Source organism: Epibacterium sp. ABZ3_068 (assembly GCF_056159265.1).
Window position 1 is genome coordinate 315,985 of sequence record NZ_JBSWUV010000001.1, and the last position, 19,385, is coordinate 335,369.

16 protein-coding genes, 1 tRNA gene and 1 riboswitch are annotated in these 19,385 nt (G+C 57.0%); of the genes, 7 read left to right on the forward strand and 10 right to left on the reverse strand.

Annotation, left to right across the window (positions count from 1 at the left end):
* Positions 1–61 precede the first annotated feature (61 nt).
* Genes ACXAEW_RS01580 through murJ form a run of 3 tightly spaced genes read left to right on the forward strand, consistent with a single transcriptional unit; the run spans position 62 to position 5,569 of the window.
* On the forward strand, positions 62–1,234 hold the full coding sequence (locus ACXAEW_RS01580) for a penicillin-binding protein activator (protein WP_474939634.1): 1,173 nt from the start codon (positions 62–64) through the stop codon (positions 1,232–1,234).
* Positions 1,194–4,025, forward strand: coding sequence for a [protein-PII] uridylyltransferase (locus tag ACXAEW_RS01585; RefSeq protein WP_474939635.1), 2,832 nt, complete (start codon positions 1,194–1,196; stop codon positions 4,023–4,025). Before ACXAEW_RS01580 ends, ACXAEW_RS01585 begins: the two co-directional genes overlap by 41 nt.
* The gene (gene murJ / locus ACXAEW_RS01590; protein ID WP_474939636.1) at positions 4,022–5,569 is read left to right on the forward strand and encodes a murein biosynthesis integral membrane protein MurJ; all 1,548 of its coding nucleotides are present in this window, start codon (positions 4,022–4,024) and stop codon (positions 5,567–5,569) included. The genes ACXAEW_RS01585 and murJ overlap by 4 nt, the downstream gene beginning before the upstream one ends.
* On the opposite strand, the gene ACXAEW_RS01595 is transcribed toward murJ, so the two are convergent.
* Positions 5,566–6,249 (reverse strand): rhomboid family intramembrane serine protease, encoded by a 684-nt coding sequence (locus tag ACXAEW_RS01595; protein ID WP_474939637.1) that lies wholly within the window; start codon positions 6,247–6,249, stop codon positions 5,566–5,568. The two genes, murJ and ACXAEW_RS01595, sit on opposite strands and share 4 nt — an antisense overlap.
* Before the next feature lie 102 nt (positions 6,250–6,351).
* On the opposite strand from ACXAEW_RS01595, the gene trpS reads away from it, so the two are divergent.
* On the forward strand, positions 6,352–7,380 hold the full coding sequence (gene trpS, locus ACXAEW_RS01600) for a tryptophan--tRNA ligase (protein ID WP_474939638.1): 1,029 nt from the start codon (positions 6,352–6,354) through the stop codon (positions 7,378–7,380).
* Between the two features lie 206 nt (positions 7,381–7,586).
* Positions 7,587–7,663: transfer RNA gene (locus ACXAEW_RS01605), tRNA-Met, on the forward strand.
* 285 nt (positions 7,664–7,948) lie between these two features.
* Here the strand turns inward: ACXAEW_RS01605 and ACXAEW_RS01610 are convergent.
* The 6 genes from ACXAEW_RS01610 to ACXAEW_RS01635 form a co-directional block, all read right to left on the reverse strand.
* Positions 7,949–8,107: a peptidase M23 gene (locus ACXAEW_RS01610; RefSeq protein ID WP_474939639.1), complete on the reverse strand. Its 159-nt coding sequence runs from the start codon at positions 8,105–8,107 to the stop codon at positions 7,949–7,951.
* On the reverse strand, positions 8,104–8,565 hold the full coding sequence (locus ACXAEW_RS01615; protein WP_474939640.1) for a hypothetical protein: 462 nt from the start codon (positions 8,563–8,565) through the stop codon (positions 8,104–8,106). The genes ACXAEW_RS01610 and ACXAEW_RS01615 overlap by 4 nt, the downstream gene beginning before the upstream one ends.
* Positions 8,562–9,836: an agmatinase family protein gene (locus ACXAEW_RS01620; protein WP_474939641.1), complete on the reverse strand. Its 1,275-nt coding sequence runs from the start codon at positions 9,834–9,836 to the stop codon at positions 8,562–8,564. The genes ACXAEW_RS01615 and ACXAEW_RS01620 overlap by 4 nt, the downstream gene beginning before the upstream one ends.
* Positions 9,811–10,584, reverse strand: coding sequence for an ABC transporter ATP-binding protein (locus ACXAEW_RS01625; RefSeq protein WP_474939642.1), 774 nt, complete (start codon positions 10,582–10,584; stop codon positions 9,811–9,813). The genes ACXAEW_RS01620 and ACXAEW_RS01625 overlap by 26 nt, the downstream gene beginning before the upstream one ends.
* Positions 10,581–11,393, reverse strand: a complete 813-nt coding sequence (locus ACXAEW_RS01630; protein ID WP_474939643.1) for an ABC transporter permease — start codon at positions 11,391–11,393, stop codon at positions 10,581–10,583. The genes ACXAEW_RS01625 and ACXAEW_RS01630 overlap by 4 nt, the downstream gene beginning before the upstream one ends.
* Before the next feature lie 67 nt (positions 11,394–11,460).
* Positions 11,461–12,528 (reverse strand): putative urea ABC transporter substrate-binding protein, encoded by a 1,068-nt coding sequence (locus ACXAEW_RS01635; protein ID WP_474939644.1) that lies wholly within the window; start codon positions 12,526–12,528, stop codon positions 11,461–11,463.
* A 98-nt stretch (positions 12,529–12,626) separates the two neighbouring features.
* Positions 12,627–12,737: riboswitch (guanidine-I (ykkC/yxkD leader) on the reverse strand.
* Positions 12,738–13,027: 290 nt separating this feature from the next.
* Here ACXAEW_RS01635 and ACXAEW_RS01640 point away from each other — a divergent pair.
* Positions 13,028–13,795 (forward strand): HAD-IIB family hydrolase, encoded by a 768-nt coding sequence (locus tag ACXAEW_RS01640; protein WP_474939645.1) that lies wholly within the window; start codon positions 13,028–13,030, stop codon positions 13,793–13,795.
* A 13-nt stretch (positions 13,796–13,808) separates the two neighbouring features.
* The gene (locus ACXAEW_RS01645; RefSeq protein WP_474939646.1) at positions 13,809–15,044 is read left to right on the forward strand and encodes a glycosyltransferase family protein; all 1,236 of its coding nucleotides are present in this window, start codon (positions 13,809–13,811) and stop codon (positions 15,042–15,044) included.
* Here the strand turns inward: ACXAEW_RS01645 and ACXAEW_RS01650 are convergent.
* The 3 genes from ACXAEW_RS01650 to cueR form a co-directional block, all read right to left on the reverse strand.
* Complete coding sequence (locus tag ACXAEW_RS01650; protein WP_474939647.1) at positions 15,022–16,773, reverse strand: sugar phosphorylase; 1,752 nt, start codon at positions 16,771–16,773, stop codon at positions 15,022–15,024. The two genes, ACXAEW_RS01645 and ACXAEW_RS01650, sit on opposite strands and share 23 nt — an antisense overlap.
* Before the next feature lie 179 nt (positions 16,774–16,952).
* Complete coding sequence (locus ACXAEW_RS01655; RefSeq protein ID WP_474939648.1) at positions 16,953–18,590, reverse strand: transcriptional regulator; 1,638 nt, start codon at positions 18,588–18,590, stop codon at positions 16,953–16,955.
* 387 nt (positions 18,591–18,977) lie between these two features.
* The gene (gene cueR, locus ACXAEW_RS01660; protein ID WP_474939649.1) at positions 18,978–19,385 is read right to left on the reverse strand and encodes a Cu(I)-responsive transcriptional regulator; all 408 of its coding nucleotides are present in this window, start codon (positions 19,383–19,385) and stop codon (positions 18,978–18,980) included.

Sequence of the window (19,385 nt, forward strand, 5' to 3'; positions counted from 1 at the left end):
TTATTTACGCCTGAAACCCCAAACGACCTAACCGGTCGGAACATGGAGCAAAAGCCTTATTATGTTTGCTGTTTTCAAGAACGCCCGCAAGATGGCATGTGGCGCCGCATTGGCAATTTCCGCCTTGGCCCTGGCCGCGTGCGACCCGGTTGCATTGAACTCGGGACCAACGATTAATCCTTCCAAACCTGTCAAAGTCGCGTTGCTGGTGCCGCGGGGTTCGGCTCAAGCTGGTGATAGCGTCCTGGCCCAAAGCCTTGAAAATGCGGCGCGGATGGCGATCGGAGACCTGAACGACGTGCAGATTGATCTGCGTGTCTACGATACGGCGGGTTCCCCCGAGGTGGCCGCAACTGTTGCAGGGCAAGCGATTAATGACGGTGCCAGGATCATCCTTGGCCCACTTTATGCTGAGGCGGCAAATGCTGCAGGTCTCGTTGCAGCGAAAAAAGGCGTTAATGTTCTGGCGTTTTCCAACAATACGGCCATCGCCGGTGGCAATGTGTTCATTCTTGGATCGACCTTTGACAACACCGCACGCCGCCTGACGCGATACGCCGCCCAACAAGGCAAGCCGGATATTCTGGTGGTCGCCGGTGATAACGCCGCAGGAACGGCTGGCCGTGAGGCGATCAATCGCGCGGCAGGTGGTTCGTCTGCTCGCGTGACGGGGGCCGTGAGTTATGAGCTCTCGCAACAGGGTGTGATCAATGCAATCCCGACAATCCGGGACGCAGCCAACCGTGGCGGGGTTGATGCGGTCTTTATGACGGCCACCACGGCCGGCGCCCTGCCCTTGCTGACACAACTGCTCCCAGAAGCCGGTGTCCCGCCGCAGCAGTTTCAGTATATCGGCTTGACCCGTTGGGACATTCCGCCACAGACGCTTGAACTGCCGGGGGTTCAAGGTGCTTGGTTTGCCCTGCCGGACCAGAACCAATCGAATAAATTCCGCGACCGCTACACCGCCACCTATGGTGCTGCGCCGCACCCCATTGGCGGCCTCGCATATGACGGTATCGCTGCTATCGGCGCGCTTGCACAACAAGGCAAAACCGATGCATTGACCGCGGCAGCCCTCACCCAAGGTGCAGGTTTCCAAGGGACCGGCGGGATTTTCCGCCTCCGAGCAGATGGTACGAACGAACGTGGTCTGGCTGTTGCCACGATCAAAGAAAAAAAGGTTGTCGTAATTGACCCAGCCCCAAAAAGTTTCGCAGGCCCCGGCTTCTAAAGCGTCGAATACCTCGCAAGCGGACACATCCACATCAGATCAGGTGCCATTGATTTTGGCACCTGAATTGATTTTCGATATGTCCGCCATCCAGGAAAATATTGCCAAACAGGCAGAAGAAAAATCGGATGCCGATCTGCGCAACGCCGTTGTCGACCTTTTGCGTGACGGCAATAAAACTGGCCGTGTGGCGATCGAAAAAGCCTTCTCAGAGGCGCCTTTTGCCGCGCGGGCCGTGACACAATCCTATACCTATCTGACCGACTGCATCGTTAAAACAGCGCTGTTTACGGCCACAAAATACCTTCATCCAAACGCCACACCGACGCTGTCTGAACGCATTGCGGTTATGGCCGTGGGCGGATATGGCCGGGGGGAGATGGCCCCGTTTTCAGACGTCGATCTTTTGTTCCTGACCCCCTACAAGATCACGCCATGGGCAGAAAGCGTGATTGAAACGACGCTTTATATGCTTTGGGATCTGCGGTTAAAGGTCGGCCACTCCAGCCGCACCATTCGCGACTGCATTCGCCTTGGAAAAGAAGATTTCACCATCCGCACAGCCATGCTGGAGCACCGCTTCCTGACTGGTGCTGCGGCCCTGGCGGAAGAACTGGAAGACAAACTAAACAGCGACCTTTTTACCCATAACGCGCGTGAGTTCGTCTCGGCCAAATTGGCCGAGCGGGAGAACCGCCACAACAAGCAAGGGGAACGCTATGTGGTGGAACCAAACGTAAAAGAGGGCAAAGGCGGCCTACGCGATCTGCAGTCACTGTTCTGGATCGCAAAATACCTTTATCGCGTCCAGGACACCCAGGAGCTGGTGGAACTTGGATTGTTTAGCCCCGAAGAGTTCGATGTTTTCACCAAGGCCGAGAATTTCCTGTGGGCTGTACGTTCACATCTGCATCTTGCGGCCGGTCGCGCCACGGAACAGCTGACCTTTGATCAGCAGGTGGAAGTTGCAGGACGCATGGGCTTTAAGGACACAGCCGCCCGGCGCGGGGTGGAGGTGTTCATGCAGGAGTATTTCCGCCATGCAACCCGCGTTGGCGATGTCACCCGGATCTTTCTGACCAAACTCGAAGCCAGCCAGCAGAAGGAAGAGCCGCTGCTCGAACGGATCTTCCGCCGCAGACCTCGCGTCAAACAGGGTTATAAAGTTGTTCACAACCGCCTGCAGGTCGAGGATCCAGACGCCTTCCTGGAGGACCGCCTGAACATTCTGCGCCTGTTTCAGGAAGGGTTGCGCACTGGCATGCTGATCCACCCGGATGCAATGCGGCTGGTGACTGCCAACCTGCACCTAATTGACGACACCATGCGCCAGGACAAGGAAGCCAACCGGATTTTCCTGGACCTTCTGATTAAACACGGCAATCCAGAACGCGCCTTGCGCCGGATGAATGAACTGGGCGTCCTGGGCGCGTTCATCCCGGAATTCGATCAGATCGTGGCGATGATGCAGTTCAACATGTATCACTCCTACACGGTGGACGAGCATACTATTCAGGTCATTTCCAACTTTGCCGCCATTGAACGTGGTGAACTGGAAGATGAATTGCCACTGTCGTCCGAGATCCTGCGCAATGGTCTCAGCCGCAAGGTTCTGTTCGTCGCGATGCTTTTGCACGACATCGGCAAGGGACGTGAAGAGGACCACTCGATCGTAGGCGCTCGTATTGCGCGCAAACTGGCGCCGCGCTTCGGACTGAACAAGGCCGACAGTGAAACCGTTGAATGGCTGGTGCGCTATCACCTGCTGATGTCGGACATGGCACAGAAGCGGGACATCGCAGATCCGCGCACGGTGCGTGATTTTGCCAAGGCAGTGAAAACGGTAAAGCGGTTGGACCTGTTGTTGTTGCTGACAGTCTGTGACATCCGCGGCGTTGGCCCGGACACGTGGAACAACTGGAAAGCGGTTCTGCTGCGCGCGCTTTACGGCCAGACCCGCAAGGCGCTGGAAGGCGGTATGGAGGCGCTCAGTCGCGAGCAGCGCGGCCATGAGGCCAAGACCAAACTGCGTGCGGCCCTGCCCGATTGGCCAAAGGCTTTGCTCAAACGTGAAACGAACCGTCACTATCCGCCCTACTGGCAAGGGCTCCATATTACTGCGCATGTAGATTTTGCAGAGATGCTGCGTGAGCTGCAGGAAAGCGACAACCTGGCCGCGATCAAAATACGTCTGTTTCCTGACGAAGATCGTGACGCCACCCGCGCTTGTTTTGCGATGGCGGATCACCCCGGAATTTTTGCAAGGGTTGCAGGCGCATTGGCTCTGGTCGGTGCCAACGTAGTCGACGCCAGATCCTATACGACCAAGGATGGGTATGTCACAGATGCTTTCTGGATTCAGGATGCGGACGGCCACCCGTTTGAAGCCTCACGATTGCTGCGGCTTGAACAAATGCTGCGCAAGACCTTGCGGGGCGAAGTTGTTGCGGCCGAAGCTCTGAAATCGCGGGACAAGATCAAAAAACGAGAGCGCGCCTTCAATGTGCCCACCCATATTACCTTTGATAACGAAGGCTCCGAGATCTACACGATCATCGAAGTGGACACCCGCGACCGACCCGGATTGCTTTATGATCTTGCCCGGACTTTGGCGCATATGAATGTCTATGTGGCCAATGCTGTGATCGCCACCTATGGGGAACAGGTTGTCGACACCTTCTATGTGAAAGACATGTTTGGGCTGAAATACTATTCCGAATCCAAACAACGCACCCTCAAAAAGAAATTGCAGGAGGCGATAAAAGAAGGCGCCAAACGGGCAGAAACATGAAGCCAATCAAACTTTTGTCAGGGTTCCTGACCGTCGGGTTCTGGACCCTGGCCAGCCGTGTTCTGGGATTTCTGCGCGAGATCCTGATTGCGGCCTATATCGGTCCGGGGCCGATGATGGATGCCTTTGTGGCAGCCTTCCGCCTGCCCAACATGTTCCGCCGCTTCTTTGCCGAAGGTGCCTTTAATGCGGCTTTTGTGCCGATGTTTTCCAAACGCCTGGAAGACAACAGCGATGCCGGGCGTTTTGCACAGGATGCGTTCAATTTGCTGTCAACTGCGGTCCTGATCCTGGTTGGCGTTGCCATGATCTTTATGCCTGCAATGATCTGGTTCACTTCCGGGATCGAGGCAGGCGATGATCGGTTTTCTGCTGCGGTCGGTTTCGGGCGTATTGCCTTTCCTTACATCCTTTGCATGTCCCTGGCCGCGCTATTCTCCGGCATCCTGAATGCGACCGGTCGGTTTGCAGCAGCTGCCGCAGCGCCCGTCCTGCTGAATATTATTGCCTGTTCCGCCATGGTCGCAGGGGCAATCCTGGGCGATCCGGTTATCCAATGGCTGATCTGGGCCATTCCTGTTGCAGGGGTTGCGCAATTGCTGCTTGTATGGGTGGCCGCCGAGAAGGCTGGCTACCGCATGCGGCCCGGTCGCCCCCGTGTCACAGCCGAGATGCGCCAACTGGTGCGCGTGGCCCTGCCTGCAGCTTTGGCTATGGGGGTTACACAGGTCAACCTGGTGGTTGGGCAACAGGTGGCATCAGATATCGAAAATGCGCTGAGCTGGCTGTTTATTGCGGACCGTCTTTATCAACTCCCGCTTGGCGTTGTCGGCATCGCCGTTGGCATTGTCTTGCTGCCGGATCTGTCGCGTAGATTGCGGGCCGGGGACGAGATCGGTGCACAAAGCGCATTGTCGCGGGCTGGTGAGTTCTCTTTGTTGCTGACGATCCCGTCGATGATCGCCTTTGTCGCCATCCCCTTGCCTCTGACTTCTGTTCTTTACGAACGCGGGGCAACCGATGCTGCGGATGTGGAGGCGATTGCGCTGGCTGTGGCAATCTACGGAATCGGCCTTCCGGCTTTTGTTCTGCAAAAAGTGCTGCAGCCGCTTTACTTTGCCCGGGAAGATACCCGCTCTCCCTTTTACTATGCGCTGGTTGGAATGACGGTAAATGCCGGTCTTGCCTTTGGTCTCAAACCTTTTGTCGGCTGGATCGCGCCTGCAATTGCGGCCAGTGCGGCGGGTTGGTCTATGGTTTTCCTGCTCTGGTGGGGCGCCCGCCGCATGGGCGACGTGGCACAGTTTGACAAACGTTTCTATGACCGCAGCTGGCGGATCCTATTGGCATCGCTTGTCATGGGGGGCATGGTCTTTGCCGCATATCAGCAGTTTGACTGGCTGTTCTCTCTCCCCAGCTGGCGCTACCTCGCGCTGCTGGCGCTGATCACCCTTGGCGCAGTCAGCTATTTCACTGCGGCACAAGTGTTGGGTGCCATGAAACTCCGCGAGATAAAACAGTCGCTGCGCCGCAACCGCGGTTAATTGCGGCGGATCTTTTCGAGGATCCGCTGCCAGCCTCCGGGCACCAGAAAGAATGACACGCCGAACCCCGCTGCAAACCCGCTGAGATCCGCGATCCAATCGGGGCGCCCCCCAAAGAGCAGCCCAAAGATCAATTGGACGCCCATCAACATGCCAATCAGGCTGAAGGCACGCGCCTGCTGTTCCCCCATCGCGCCAAGCGCAATCCAGCGCACAAATGTGAAGGCTCCGATCAACCCGTAAACAGCAGGGAACCCGCCAATCAGCGGATATTCAGGCCCGACCAATGCGTAAACCAGCGCACCTGCGATGCCCGAAACGAGGAACACCACCAGCATACGCACTTCGCCAAACACTTCGGCAACCATCTTGCCAAGGGCCAGAAGGAACACACAGACAAACAGTGCTTGCGTAAAGGAACCCTGCACAAAAAGATAAGAGACACAGCGCAGCAGGTGCTGCGGCGACCAGCGCTGCGTATCGATCATCCACCAGAAGATGTCGGCGGAAAACGCATAGGATTGCAGCGCATCCAGCCGCCAGCCAACCGCTGTGGGCCCACCGACAATTCCTCGCGCACCCAGGGAGAACGCGGCCTCAATCCCCATTATGATCAGCGCCAGCGCCACCACGGCAGCGGGGATGGTGTTAAAGGGCGATTGCGTGTCTGGATTGCTCATCCGCTGGGCTCCTCTGCCACGCCGTTCGGGCTGGCTGTTGACGATAGGGTGCGCCATGGGTAAGCGACTGAGGTGCAATTTTCCAGACGGGAGTTTCCTGACATGAGCGAAACCAGCTTCACCCCGCGTGTCTTCTCGGGCATCCAGCCTTCGGGCAACCTGCACCTGGGCAATTACCTGGGCGCATTGAAGCGGTTTGTGGATTGGCAGGACCGCGATGTGGAATCGATTTTCTGCATGGTTGACCTGCATGCCATTACCGTTTGGCAGGATCCAGCAGACCTGAAGCAATCCACCCGCGAACTGTGTGCCGGTTTCATCGCCTCTGGCCTTGATCCGGAGAAGTCGATCCTGATCAATCAAAGCCAGGTGCCTGAGCATGCCCAACTGGCCTGGGTGTTCAACTGCGTGGCACGCATGGGTTGGATGCAGCGCATGACCCAGTTCAAGGACAAGGCAGGCAAAAACGCGCAGAACGCCTCACTTGGCCTTTTTGCCTACCCGGCGCTGATGGCCGCGGATATCCTGACCTATCACGCAACCCATGTTCCGGTGGGCGAGGATCAGAAGCAGCATCTGGAGCTGACCCGCGACATCGCAACCAAGTTCAACCATGACTATGGGGTCGATTTCTTCCCGATCACTGAACCGGTGATCGAAGGGGCAGCCACCCGCGTTATGTCCCTGCGCGACGGCTCCAAGAAGATGTCGAAGTCCGACCCCTCGGATGCAAGCCGGATCAACCTGACCGATGACGCCGACACTATTGCCAAGAAGATCCGCAAAGCCAAAACCGACCCGGACGCCTTGCCGTCCGAGGCAAAAGGTCTGGAAGAGCGCCCCGAGGCCCGCAACCTGGTCAATATCTATGCGGCCATGAACAACCAGACCGTGGATCAGGTTCTGGCGGACGTCGGCGGCAAACAGTTCTCGGAATTCAAACCCATGCTGGCGGAACTTGCGGTCGCCAAAATGTCACCCATCACGACCGAAATGGCCCGCCTGATGGAAAACCAGGATGAGATCGACAAGATCCTGACCCGCGGTTCCGAACGGGCCCGTGCCATCACCGCCCCCATCCTGCGCAAAACCTACGAGATCATGGGAATGGTTCCCCCGGTCGAAGTTTGATCCCCGAGGGTTCCGCATGCCGCTCCGAAAGGGGCGGCATTTTTCTTTGTGGCGGGGTCTCGCGAAACCATTGAAAAGGCGCGGGGTTTTCCCCGCCTTCAGAAATTTGACAAGAAAACCCGATTTCTTTTCATTTCGCGCTTGACCGCCCCGGCGCTATTCCTTAAATCGCCCCTCACAGTCACTGAGACAGTGAATGTCACTGTGGCGGAGTAGCTCAGCTGGTTAGAGCAGCGGAATCATAATCCGCGTGTCGGGGGTTCAAGTCCCTCCTCCGCTACCATTCCTTCCCTGAAGATCGCCATGGAAAATGATAGCCGCATCTTTGCGCGAGCTCTTTGGCGTGCGACAGGACAGGCGCGAAGACATCCAGTGACATCCCCCTTGTTCGGGAGTTATGCGCCAAAAGGGAGGGGGCATTCACGCGGCACCTTCTTCGAGCCACGCTCTTTTGAAAGGGCCGGTTGCGCAGGAAGACCGACTTAACAAACCAAAGCACAAAAATGGAATTCCCCCAGCCTATGCGGCCAGGGGCACTGCACTTCGTCTCACGTGAATCTGCGGGCGATTATCGCGCGCGGTACAACAGATAGGCTGCTGCCAGAAACGCCAGCACCGCCAGAACGGGCGTGAACTCTGTCCCATGTGGGTGCAGATGTGCGCCCTCATGGGCCCAAACAGGGGCACTCAAGGCAAGGATCGTTGCGGCTGAAAATACGGTTCTCATGTTTCAATTTCCTGTTTGCGTTCAAGGAGAAACGCGCGGATGTCGCGTGTCTGTTTTTCGTCCATCGAGACATAGACCAAGGCCATATTGGTCCGCTCCGCCACCATTTCACCGGGAAATGGCAGATAGCTCAGCTCGCGCGAGCCAAAGGAAGGTGAAGCCGTCCCCACCTGCCATTCGGTCTTCATTTCGATATCAATCAGCTTCAGCGCCCTGGCCCCATCTTTGGACGGGCGCTCAAACGGCACGCCGGCCAGTTTCAGATAGCTCGCCTTGTCTGTGGCCTGCAGAAACCCTTCGATAAACTGGGTCGCCAGCACTTGTAGATCTGCCGCCACATCTTCGGCATGCATATGAGAATGCAGGTGATCCCCATGAGCGTGGTTATGCCCTGCCCCATGATGGTGGTGGTCATGATGATGGTGGTGATGGTCGTGTGGGTGATCGTGGGGCATCATTCACCTATCTTATGGGGTTCAGCATTGGCCCAGCGGTTGCCCTCAAACTCGCCATGAGGGAGCGACACCGGCTTGTCGATATGACGCTTGTGCGCGCCCAGTTTGCCGTTTGAAACCATCGCACCCAGCACATCCACGATAACACGCGTGCCCATCAGCGCCGTGATGTCCGACGTGTCATAAGGTGGTGAGACCTCGACCAGTTCCATGCCACAGATGCCTTCGGCAGCGATGCCAGAGGCCAGTGCCAGCGCCTCACGCGGCAGGAAACCACCGGGTTCAGGCCAGCCTGTGCCTGGGACAAAGCCACAGTCGATGCTGTCGATGTCAAAGGACATATAGACCATGTCCACATCTTTCCACGCCATCTCCAAAGCCATTTCGATGGTCTTGGCGATGCCCATCCTCTCAACGTCGCCCATGGTGATGATATTGGTGTTACGCTCGCGCGCGACTTTCACCGCCTCGCGCGGAACCTGCCAGCCGCCGATCCCGATCTGAACCAGATTGGTGGCCGGAACATTGGGCAGATTGGTCGAATGGAACCAGGGCGTGGTGTGCATCCGCTCGTCCAGGTCTTTCTCCTGAATGTCGGCGTGGCGGTCAAAATGCACGATACCGATCCGTTTGGACGTACATTCTGCAATCCCGCGCACACAAGGGAAGCCAATGGAATGGTCGCCCCCAATCATGATCGGCAAGGACCCGGACGAGAATACATGGCTGACGCCGCGGCTGATCTGGTCAAAACTCTTTTCGATATTGGCGGGGATCGTGAACACATCCCCCGCATCACACAGCGTCATCTGTTCGCGCAGATCGACGCCGATCTCATAGTTATAGGGCGTATAAAGCGCCGAGATCTTGCGCACACCCTGCGGGCCGAACCGTGTGCCCGGACGGTAGGTGGTGCCGCCGTCAAACGGAATGCCCAGAACCGTTGCATCGTAATTCGCAACATCCAGAACGTCTTCGGCATAGGGCGCCTTGAGGAAGGTGTTGATGCCCGCAAAATGCGGCAGCTCACCACGGGCAAAGGTCGGAATCGACTTATCCTCGATCGCGTCCGCCCCTGTCAGCCCCATGCGCAGCGCCCAGCGCCGCTCCTCCTCATGGCGACCTTCGGGCAGGTCGGCTTCTTTTTGCATGGCTTTCCAACCCGCGAGCTTAGTCAGATCCGGGTGGTGGGCGCGTCTGTCGCGCCGGTCCAATCGCGCCCGCTGATCGGCCGGATGGTGCGATCGGTTATGCGGTCGCTGCGTGAACAACATTTTCGTTCTCCTTGGTGGTTTGAAAAGGAATGCCGTTGTTACGGGCATCAAAGTCATAGGTGATCGTGGCGCCGTAACGCCCCGGATCATGCGGGTCCCAGCGGGGCTTGTCGAAAACCAGGCAACGGTCGCCCAGCTTGAAGCCTTCTTCCAGATCATGGGTGACCATAAAGACGGTCATATTGGTCTCGGCCCGCAGCTCTTGCAGAAAGTCGTGCATTTTCAACCGGGTGCCGGGATCCAGCGCGCCAAAAGGCTCATCCAGCAGCAACACTCTGGGTTTGGCTGTCAACGCCTGCCCAATGGCCAAACGCTGCTGCATCCCCCCCGAAAGCGCGGCTGGGTATTGGTCGGCCACATGATTAAGACCGATCCGCTCCAGCATCTCATCCGCGCGTTCAACAGCCGCGCGCCGGGCGCTGCCAAACAACCGCCCCCATGGCGTCTTGAACCCTTCGCCTGCGATCAGATTTTCGCGCACGGTCAAATGCGGAAACACGGAATAGCGTTGAAACACAACGCCGCGCTCCAGGTTGGGCTCCACCGCCGGTTCACCGCCATCAATGCGGATGGTGCCTTTCTTGGGAGTTTCCTCGGCCAAGAGCATCCGCAGGAAGGTGGATTTGCCGCAGCCTGACGCGCCAACGATTGAGATGAACTCCCCCTCGTCCACGGTGACATTGACCCGTTCCAGGATCGAGCGGTCGCCATAAGCCTGCCAGACGTTTGAGACATCAACAAAACTCATAGACCCGCCTCCATCCATGGGAAGGCCTTGCGGGACAGGGCCTTCAACAGCCAGTCGATGACAAAGGCCAGAAGCGTGATCCAGATGACGTAGGTCAGGATCACATCCATCGCGAGGTAACGGCGCACCAGGAAGATCCGGTAGCCCAGGCCCACGTTTGACGCCACCGCCTCGGCTGCGATCAGGAACAGCCAGGCCGACCCCAGCGACAGACGGATGTTTGAAATCAAACGCGGCAGCAGCTGCGGCAAGACCACGTTCAGCGCCACCATCCAGGTGGATGCGCCAAGGGTCTGCGCCTTCACAAATTGTTCGCGGGGAATATCCAGCACCCGCTGTGACAGATCTCGCGTCATGAAGGGCGTGATGCCAATGACAATCAGCACCACTTTGGACACTTCGCCCAGCCCAAAGACAATAAACAGGATCGGCAACAGCGCCAAAGGTGGCACCATGGACAGAACCGCGACAAAGCCGGACAGGCCGCTGCGGGCATAAGGCAAAAGGCCGATCGCCATACCAATTATCAGCGCAATCGTGGCCGAGATCACAACGCCCCCCATCAGGCGTGCGAGGCTGGCGAATGTGTCTTTCCACAACAAAATGTCCTGACTGCGCCGGTCGGGTTCGGTGAACAACCGCACCGCCGTGTCCCAGATCGTGCTTGGCGCTGGCAGCAGCTTGTCCGACGGGTTGGCCGTCAATCGGATCTCAGAGCCGATGGCATAGGCGGCCAGCACAAGTATAAATGGCAGCATTGCCAAGGCCACCGCCCCGGGACGCGCCGGAATTTGGTTCATCAATCGCATGGTGAAACCCTCGCTAAGTTGGTCCGTGAGTGGTGGGGCCACCGCATAGCCGCAGCCCCGCGAGGGATCAGAGCGCGCCGTCGGCCGCCATTTGCATATAGGTCGCGTCAAACCGGAACTTCACATTGCCCGCATCACCGGTTGTGCTGCCATCGGGGTACGCAATGCCCACAAAATCCGCACTTGGCGCGCCCTCGCCCAGGATCCCTTTGTCAAACAGGAACTCTGCCACATTGGTCATCGTGGTGGGCAAATCGGCTGATTGAGCCTGCGCGACGGCATCTGCGGGATCAAAGAACATCTCGGTCGCGGCCAGTTGCGCTTTGTAGCCCGCCAGATCTGTGCCCGATGCTTCTGCCATTGCCGTCAACGTGGCTTCATCACCCGCTGCCATAAGCGACATGACCTCATACCATGCGCCCGCCACTGCTTTGCCAAACGCCGGATTGTCGGCCAGGGTTTCGGTGTTCACCACCATCAGGTCCAGGATTTCACCGGGGATTTTTGAGCTGTCAAACAGCACAGTTGCATCGGGGTTTGATCCTGTGATCTCGGACACCAGCGGGTTCCAGGTCACCACCGATTTCACGTCCGAGGTCGCATAGGCCGCGATCACATCCGCGTCCGAAGTGTTGATGACCCCGCCAAGGTCCGCCTCTTTCAGGCCAACGGTGTCCAACCCGCGCGCCAGAAGGTAGTGTGAGACCGACAGCTCCACGAGGTTGACCGGCGCGCCTTTCAGGTCTTCCAGCGTGCCTGCCCCCTTGAGGATTACCGCGTCATTGCCGTTGGAGTAATCGCCAATGATCAGCGCAGTGGTATCGACACCACCGCCCGAGGGGATCGACAGCGTGTCCATATTTGTGGCCGAGACCCCGTCAAATTCGCCGGCGGTGTACTGGTTGATCGATTCCACGTAGTCGTTGATCTGTACGATCTCGACGTCGATGCCGTATTTATCGGCCCATTTGTCCATGATGCCGCTCTCTTCGAGATAGCCCCACGGCATCCAACCCACATAGATGGACCAGGCCAGTTTAAATTCGGACTTTTCTTCGGCTGCCAGCGGCGAGGCAGCGCCAGCAAGCACACCCAATGCCAGTGCGGTGGCGGACAGAAACTTGGTCTTTGTCATGACTTTCCCCGTTGTCGCGTCCCGCCCAAGTTTTTTTGGTTGGATTTCGGGCCGCTGGCGGAACAAAGAGATAGGGCGCGGACGAAACCTACGCAGTACTCTCCCGGGATTTTGGCCCGCCGTGTGCCTAAGGGGAATTTGCCCCACAGGTGGCGCTTCTCGGACCAGACTTGTCAGTTTACGACAACGGAACCCTAAGCACCCTGCAGTTCCAGTAGGCGGCAATCCCTTGGATTCTGTCAAAAATGGGGCACCCAAATGCCCCCGCCAAAACGCCGTTGCATGAAATTTCGCCCCTGCGTGGAGCCAAATGCACAGCAGCTGAGCATGTTTTGACTGAAAATTGTCGCCAAACAGACATTGGGAGCCGCTATTGTCCCCCAACACCTTTGGCCCAGCACCCTTGTTTGCTCACTTTTTAGGCACTCATACAAGGTCGCCACTGTCGCTTTTTCGCCCTGCGATGGCCAGAGCAGATGCACCTTGTTAGGGTAGAGTTATGACGAGCGCACTTCCCCTGATGGTCTTTTCCGACCTTGATGGCACATTACTGGATCACCAAAGCTACAGTTGGGAGGCCGCAAGGCCCGCGCTGAGCGCCCTGTCAAACTGCGGAGCAGCCGTCGTTCTGGCGAGCAGCAAAACCGCGGTTGAAATTCAGGTCTTACAGCACGACATGGGGCTTTTGGCCTGGCCCGCCATTGTCGAAAACGGCTCAGGCGTGATCTGGGATGCGGGCAATGGAACATTTGATACCTCTAAATACCACGAGCTCCGCAGTCATCTGAAGGACCTGCCACGGGGCTTTGTGGGTTTCGGCGATATGTCCGATCAGGATGTGGTAAATGAAACCGGCCTGTCGCTTGAGGGCGCGCGCAATGCGCGTCAACGCTGCTTTAGTGAACCCGGTCTGTGGCGCGGTCCCAAGGACGCCCTGCCCGAATTTCTGGATGCCGCCAGCGCGGTCGGTATTCATGCGCGCCAGGGCGGGCGGTTTCTGACCCTCTCCTTTGGTCGGACCAAGGCCGATGCGATGGCCGAAGTTGTCGCGCGGCTGCACCCGCAAACCACAATCGCCCTGGGCGATGCTCCCAACGACCTCGAAATGCTGGCCGCAGCAGACCATGGCGTGCTGGTGGCAAACCCCTCTGCCCCGACCCTTCCACCGCTTGCAGACGAAAGCCGGCTGATCCGCACCACCGAACACGGCCCGCTGGGCTGGAACCTTGCTATTCTGTCTCTTTTGAACGACCTAAACCTGACCTAAGGCACATCCGCACATGGCTGACTTTCACCAAAACGGCAATATCACCACCCTGCACAATCTGCGGCAGCGTCCCTTGGGCAGCCTGGACCATGAAATCTCGGTCGTCGCAGAAGCGCGCAAGATCACCCTGATCCTGCCCTGCCTGTATTCGGAACTGGAAGGGCCTGCGCTTTCGAACATTTTGGACGAGCTGGCCAAGGTGCCCTACCTCCACCGCATCATCATCGGCCTCGACCGTGCGGACGAAGACCAGTATCGCAAGGCCCGCGCTTTCTTTTCCCGGCTGCCGCAGGAGCATGTGGTCATCTGGAACGACAGTCCGCGCATGCTGGCCCTGCAAGACCGGCTGACGGCCCTTGGCCTTGGCCCGCAGGAACCGGGTAAGGGCAAGAATGTCTGGTCCAGCATCGGCTATCTCATTGCCTGCGCAGACAGTTCCATCATGGCAATCCACGACTGCGATATTGTCACCTACAATCGCGAAATGCTGGCGCGCCTTGTATATCCCGTGGTCAACCCGGCCTTCCCCTATCAAATGTCCAAAGGCTTCTATCCGCGCATCGGAGATGGCAAGCTGAACGGTCGGGTCACACGCCTGCTGGTCAGCCCCCTGCTGATTGCTTTGAAACGGGTCATCGGAGATCGGGATTACATTGATTACCTGCGCAGCTTCCGCTACCCGCTGTCCGGCGAATTTGCCATGCGCACGCCAATCCTGCCGGATCTGCGCATCCCCTCCGACTGGGGCCTGGAAATCGGCGTCCTGTCCGAGGCTTGGCGCAATCTGGCCCCCAAATCCGTCTGTCAGGTCGAAATTTCAGATGCTTATGACCACAAGCACCAAGATCTGTCCCCCGAAGATGCCACCAAGGGGCTAAGCCGCATGTCGGTTGATATCTGCAAGGCGATCTTTCGCAAACTGGCCGCTGACGGAACGGTGTTCACCCCCAATATCTTCCGCACGCTCAAGGCGACCTATTATCGCTCTGCGCTGGATCTTCTGGAAGGCTATTACAACGATGCCAAGATGAACGGGCTGGAGCTTGACCGCCACAAGGAAGAAAAATCCATTGAGCTCTTTGCCGAAAACATTCTGGTGGCGGGTCAGGTGTTCCTGGACAATCCCCATGAGACGCCGTTTATCCCGACCTGGAACCGGGTGCATTCCGCAGACATGAGCTTCCTGCCGGATATGCACCGCGCTGTTGATGAGGATCTGACCGAGTTCAGCCCGCCTTCCGGTTCGTGATCCAGCGGCACTGATACGGCGCCAGAACAATGTCTTCACCGGTGGGGGAAATCACTTCACCGGTCAAAAGGTCCATCCAATCATCCCCCTCAATCAGATTGACCGCCATCGGACTGATCCCAACGGTTTCATCCGAGACATTGTGCAGGGCAAAAATCGACTGATCCCGGTCCAGACTTTGCCGCCACAGGCCAAAGACCCGGTCATCCAGACGTAGGGTAAATTGGGTTGCATTGGGGTGAAATGCGGGCTGTTCTCCGCGCAGGCGCAGACGCCGGGACAACTCCGCCAGAACCAGGGACTGGTTCGAGCCCGGATCCGCCAGACGCGCGTTCAATTCGGGGTAATCCCAACGGTGGCGGTTGATGGCCCGGTTCATGCCCCGCCGCTCCACGGCCTCGTGGTCATTGGGCGTTGCAAGCAGGGAATGGATGTAAAACGCCGGAATGCCTTCCAAGGACATCACAATCGTTTGGGACGAAATAAACCGCGCCAGATGATAGACATCTTCACCCTTGAAGGTCGCCCGCATCGCTTCGAAAAAGCTGCAGTTCAGCTCATAGGGTTCTTCGCCCCCACCCGGCAGCGCCCGCATAGAGACAAGACCGCCGATGCCGCGCACGGTTTCAATCATGCGTGTTTTTTCTTCCGGCGGCAGCACACCTTCGGCCGGGCGCATTCCAATACCGTCATGGCTTGCGGTAAAGTTCAGATAGGCGCATCCCAGTTGCGCGGGCGGCATCGCAGATTGCCAGCGCAGCAGATATTCCGCAGACCCCGACTGCATCGCATGCAGGATCAACGGCGGCAGCGGGAAGTTATAGACCGCGTGCGCCTCGTTCCGGTTGCCAAAGTAGCTGAGGTTCTCCGTCCGCGGCACATTGGTTTCCGTCAGCAATACCACCGTCTCTTGGGTGTAGTCGCAGAGGACGCGCATCAGCTGAACAATTGCATGGGTCTGTGGCAGGTGAATGCTGGTCGTACCCACCTCTTTCCACAGGAATGCCACCGCATCCAACCGCAAAATCCGCACGCCATTGTCGATATGCATCCGGATGATCCGCAGCATCTCCAACAGCACTTCCGGATTTGCAAAATTCAGATCAATCTGGTCATGGCTGAACGTGCACCACACATGCCGCGTGCCGCTGCTGGTTTCGACCTCCCGCAACAGGGGCGTCGTCCGGGGCCGAACAACCGCGCTCAGATCATCCTCGGGCGAAGCCTCATAAAAGAACTGATCATGAGGTGGCTTGCCCTGCAGGTAATTGTTGAACCAGGGGCTCTGGCTGGACATGTGGTTCAGCACCAGATCCGACATCAAATGGAAATCATCGGCAATCCGCTGAATATCCGGCCAATCCCCTAACTGCGGGTTCACCGACCGATAATCGGTTACCGCAAAACCATCGTCCGACGTATACGGGAAGAACGGCAGAATATGAACGCCGTGGACCACCCCTTTGAGGTGCCGCTTCAAGAAATCATGCAACACATCCAGCGGCTTGTGCGCCTTGTCGACAATGGAGTTCCCATAGGTAATAAGAACGCTGTCTTTCTCGGACCAGAGGTTGTTTCCGGGCTTTCGCCCCTGTTTGCGCCGATGAGAGCCTTCCGGCCAGAAGGCATCGATCACCTGCTCCGCCAGCGTTTCAACATCGTGTTCGGTATAAACCTGACCAAGAAGGTCACACAGGCGGCGAGATAGAGAAAGACTGGAAGGGGACACTGGGCCTATTTCAATTCTGGTGGTGAAAACTACAGCTGAAGTGTTTGGCCCTTTCACGAGGCTGTCAATATGATGCCGAAAAACTGAGCCGAAAAGTACGCAACCCGCGCCAAAAGCACGGGTTGCGTCCATTCTGTAATCATTTCTCGACCTGAGCCCGAGACCGACAAACCGCGATCTTATCTGATACCGGTTATCGCAGGCTCTGCAATTGGTATATCGCCAAATCCACGGCGTGGCGCACGCATGGAAAACTCTGGCAGCATGCTGATCAACAAGCGCAGCGCATCCCGACCATTGCCGCCGGTTCTCCGCGCCTGATTGACCACGCTCAGAACCCGGATCGCAGGTGCAAAACCGGGGTTTTCAGACAAGGCGGATTCTGCACGCTCCGAGGCTTTGTCAAAGGAGCCTGCCGACAGATGAGCAACCGCTGACAGGGTCTCGAAATAGTATTTTTGCGGGCCAATCGGCAGCAATTCCCGTGCAGCCTCTGTCAAATCGATCGCTTGCTGCGACATTTCAAGATAGGCACAGGTCAACCCTTTCAGGCCAAGCGCAAGCGCCTCGTTGGGATTGTCTTCCAACGCCAGCTCAAACGACGCATAGGCCGCATCAAAGTTATACGCCATCTGACAGTCGATCATCCCGTTAAGCGCATGGGCCAGGGAATAGAGCGGATCCACAGCCAGCGCCGCTTCGGCGTGATGTCGTGCAGCAGCCATATCTGCCGCACGGCTTTCCGAAAGGCCATGTTCAAAGCGCAGCACATGCCAAATACCGCGCCAACAGCGCACCGTGGGGTGATTCCGTTCGCGCTCGGACAAGGTATTCAGAATTTCCTTGGCCTGATCAAACATCGCCCGTTGACCCATTTGCATCATGGAAATGGCGGACAAGAGCAACGTGTGGTTTTCAAGATCATCCAGCTGAGACAGTGAGACCGTATCCATCGCATCACCCCAAATTGTGCGCGAGATATCACGCACCATTCGTTGTGTATGGACAAAGGTTCCTCCCTGACGCGTTGATGCGTCATCCTCATAGCGACGCGACCAAATCAGTTTCTGACGCCGCGTATCATGCAGGTCCAAATCAATGGTAACATGGTCCCGTTCGATCGACACATACCCGCCAACAACAAAAGCGGCCTGGTCCCGCGCGGCAGCTGTCTGCGAGGGCGCGGTTGGATCATAGTCCTTTGCCACCATGTAAGAGGTCACACTATAGGCCTGCGAGCGTGCCAAACAGCGTGTCAGATCCTCGGTTAGGAAGGATACATTCGGTTTCGGCGCACCGTCCGAGACATTTATCTGGAACGGCAACACTGTGATGGAGGGCAAAACACCGTCTTTACTCCGCCGCAGCCCACCAGCTCCGCTATTGGCGTGACCAAAAGACACACGCGAAGTTTTCTGGGTCTGCCCCCGCATTTTTTCCAACCATTGGGCGAACTTTTCTTCATGAGAAAGCTCAAAGCCCTCCATGAACTCACCCTTACTGGTATCATCGTCGATTTCGACACATTCGATATTCAATGTGACTCTTTCGCGGTTTGCCACCAGTAACTTGGCGGCTTCCGGGCCCAGATACCGTTTCAACGTCGACAGAGCGGTCCGCAAACTGGCTTTGGCCTGTTCCGGTTGCGACAGGCACCAAAGGGTATTCTCCAAAAAGCTACGTGTTCTGACCCCTCCTTCTCCGGTGGTAAGCAGAGCCAGTAGCGCTTGATGCTTTGCCCCAAGCGGAATGCTACGCCCGTTCGCGTCAAAGACGCCAAACGCTCCAAAGTGACGCACTTTTAATAATACAACCATCTCATATCCCCGCCATAAGCAAAAACACCTTTAAATTGAGTATTGTGCAAAAATCACCCCTCCACAACCCATGCAACCTATAATTGTGTAAATAAATCAAGACAACAACAAAGCAGTGCAAAAAAAATGCACTGACGTAATTTAAAAAATCAAAATTTTACGTTCCATGTCCGAAAAAATACCGCAAAGGTTGACCTGTGTCCATCAATACAGCCTGATAAGAGAGGCGGTAAACACGTCGGGAACGTTCAAATTTTCGCAAAAGTCTGTTTTCATCTGCGAAACAAGCGGAATTTCACCACTCTCCCCCTGACAGTGGCAAAGTCTTGCCAACTCCGTTTTTCACCGATGCCTCGGGCGCAGGAAACTTGGCACTCGAACCGTTCGCTACAGGTCCTCGGAACACCGAGATTCGCGGGCCAGATCTTTCAAAATGGGACAGTCCGGGCGGCTATCACCGGCACAGCACTGAACAAGATCTGTCAACGTGTCGCACATCGCCTGCAGATCCGTGATCTTTGCCTCGATCTTCTTCAAATGCTCCAGCGCCAGGTGTTTGACGTCAGCGCTGGCGCGGGTTTCGTCTTCATATAATCCCAAAAGCGTGCGGCAGTCTTCTATTGTAAAGCCCAAGGCCCGTGCGCGCGCCAGAAACGCCAGTTTATGCAGATCCGCGTCAGCAAAACACCGGTATCCATTTGCACTGCGATGGGGGCGGATCAGTCCGATATCCTCATAGTAGCGGATCGTCTTTGCAGGCAGGCCCGAACGTTCTGCAACATCACCGATATTCAT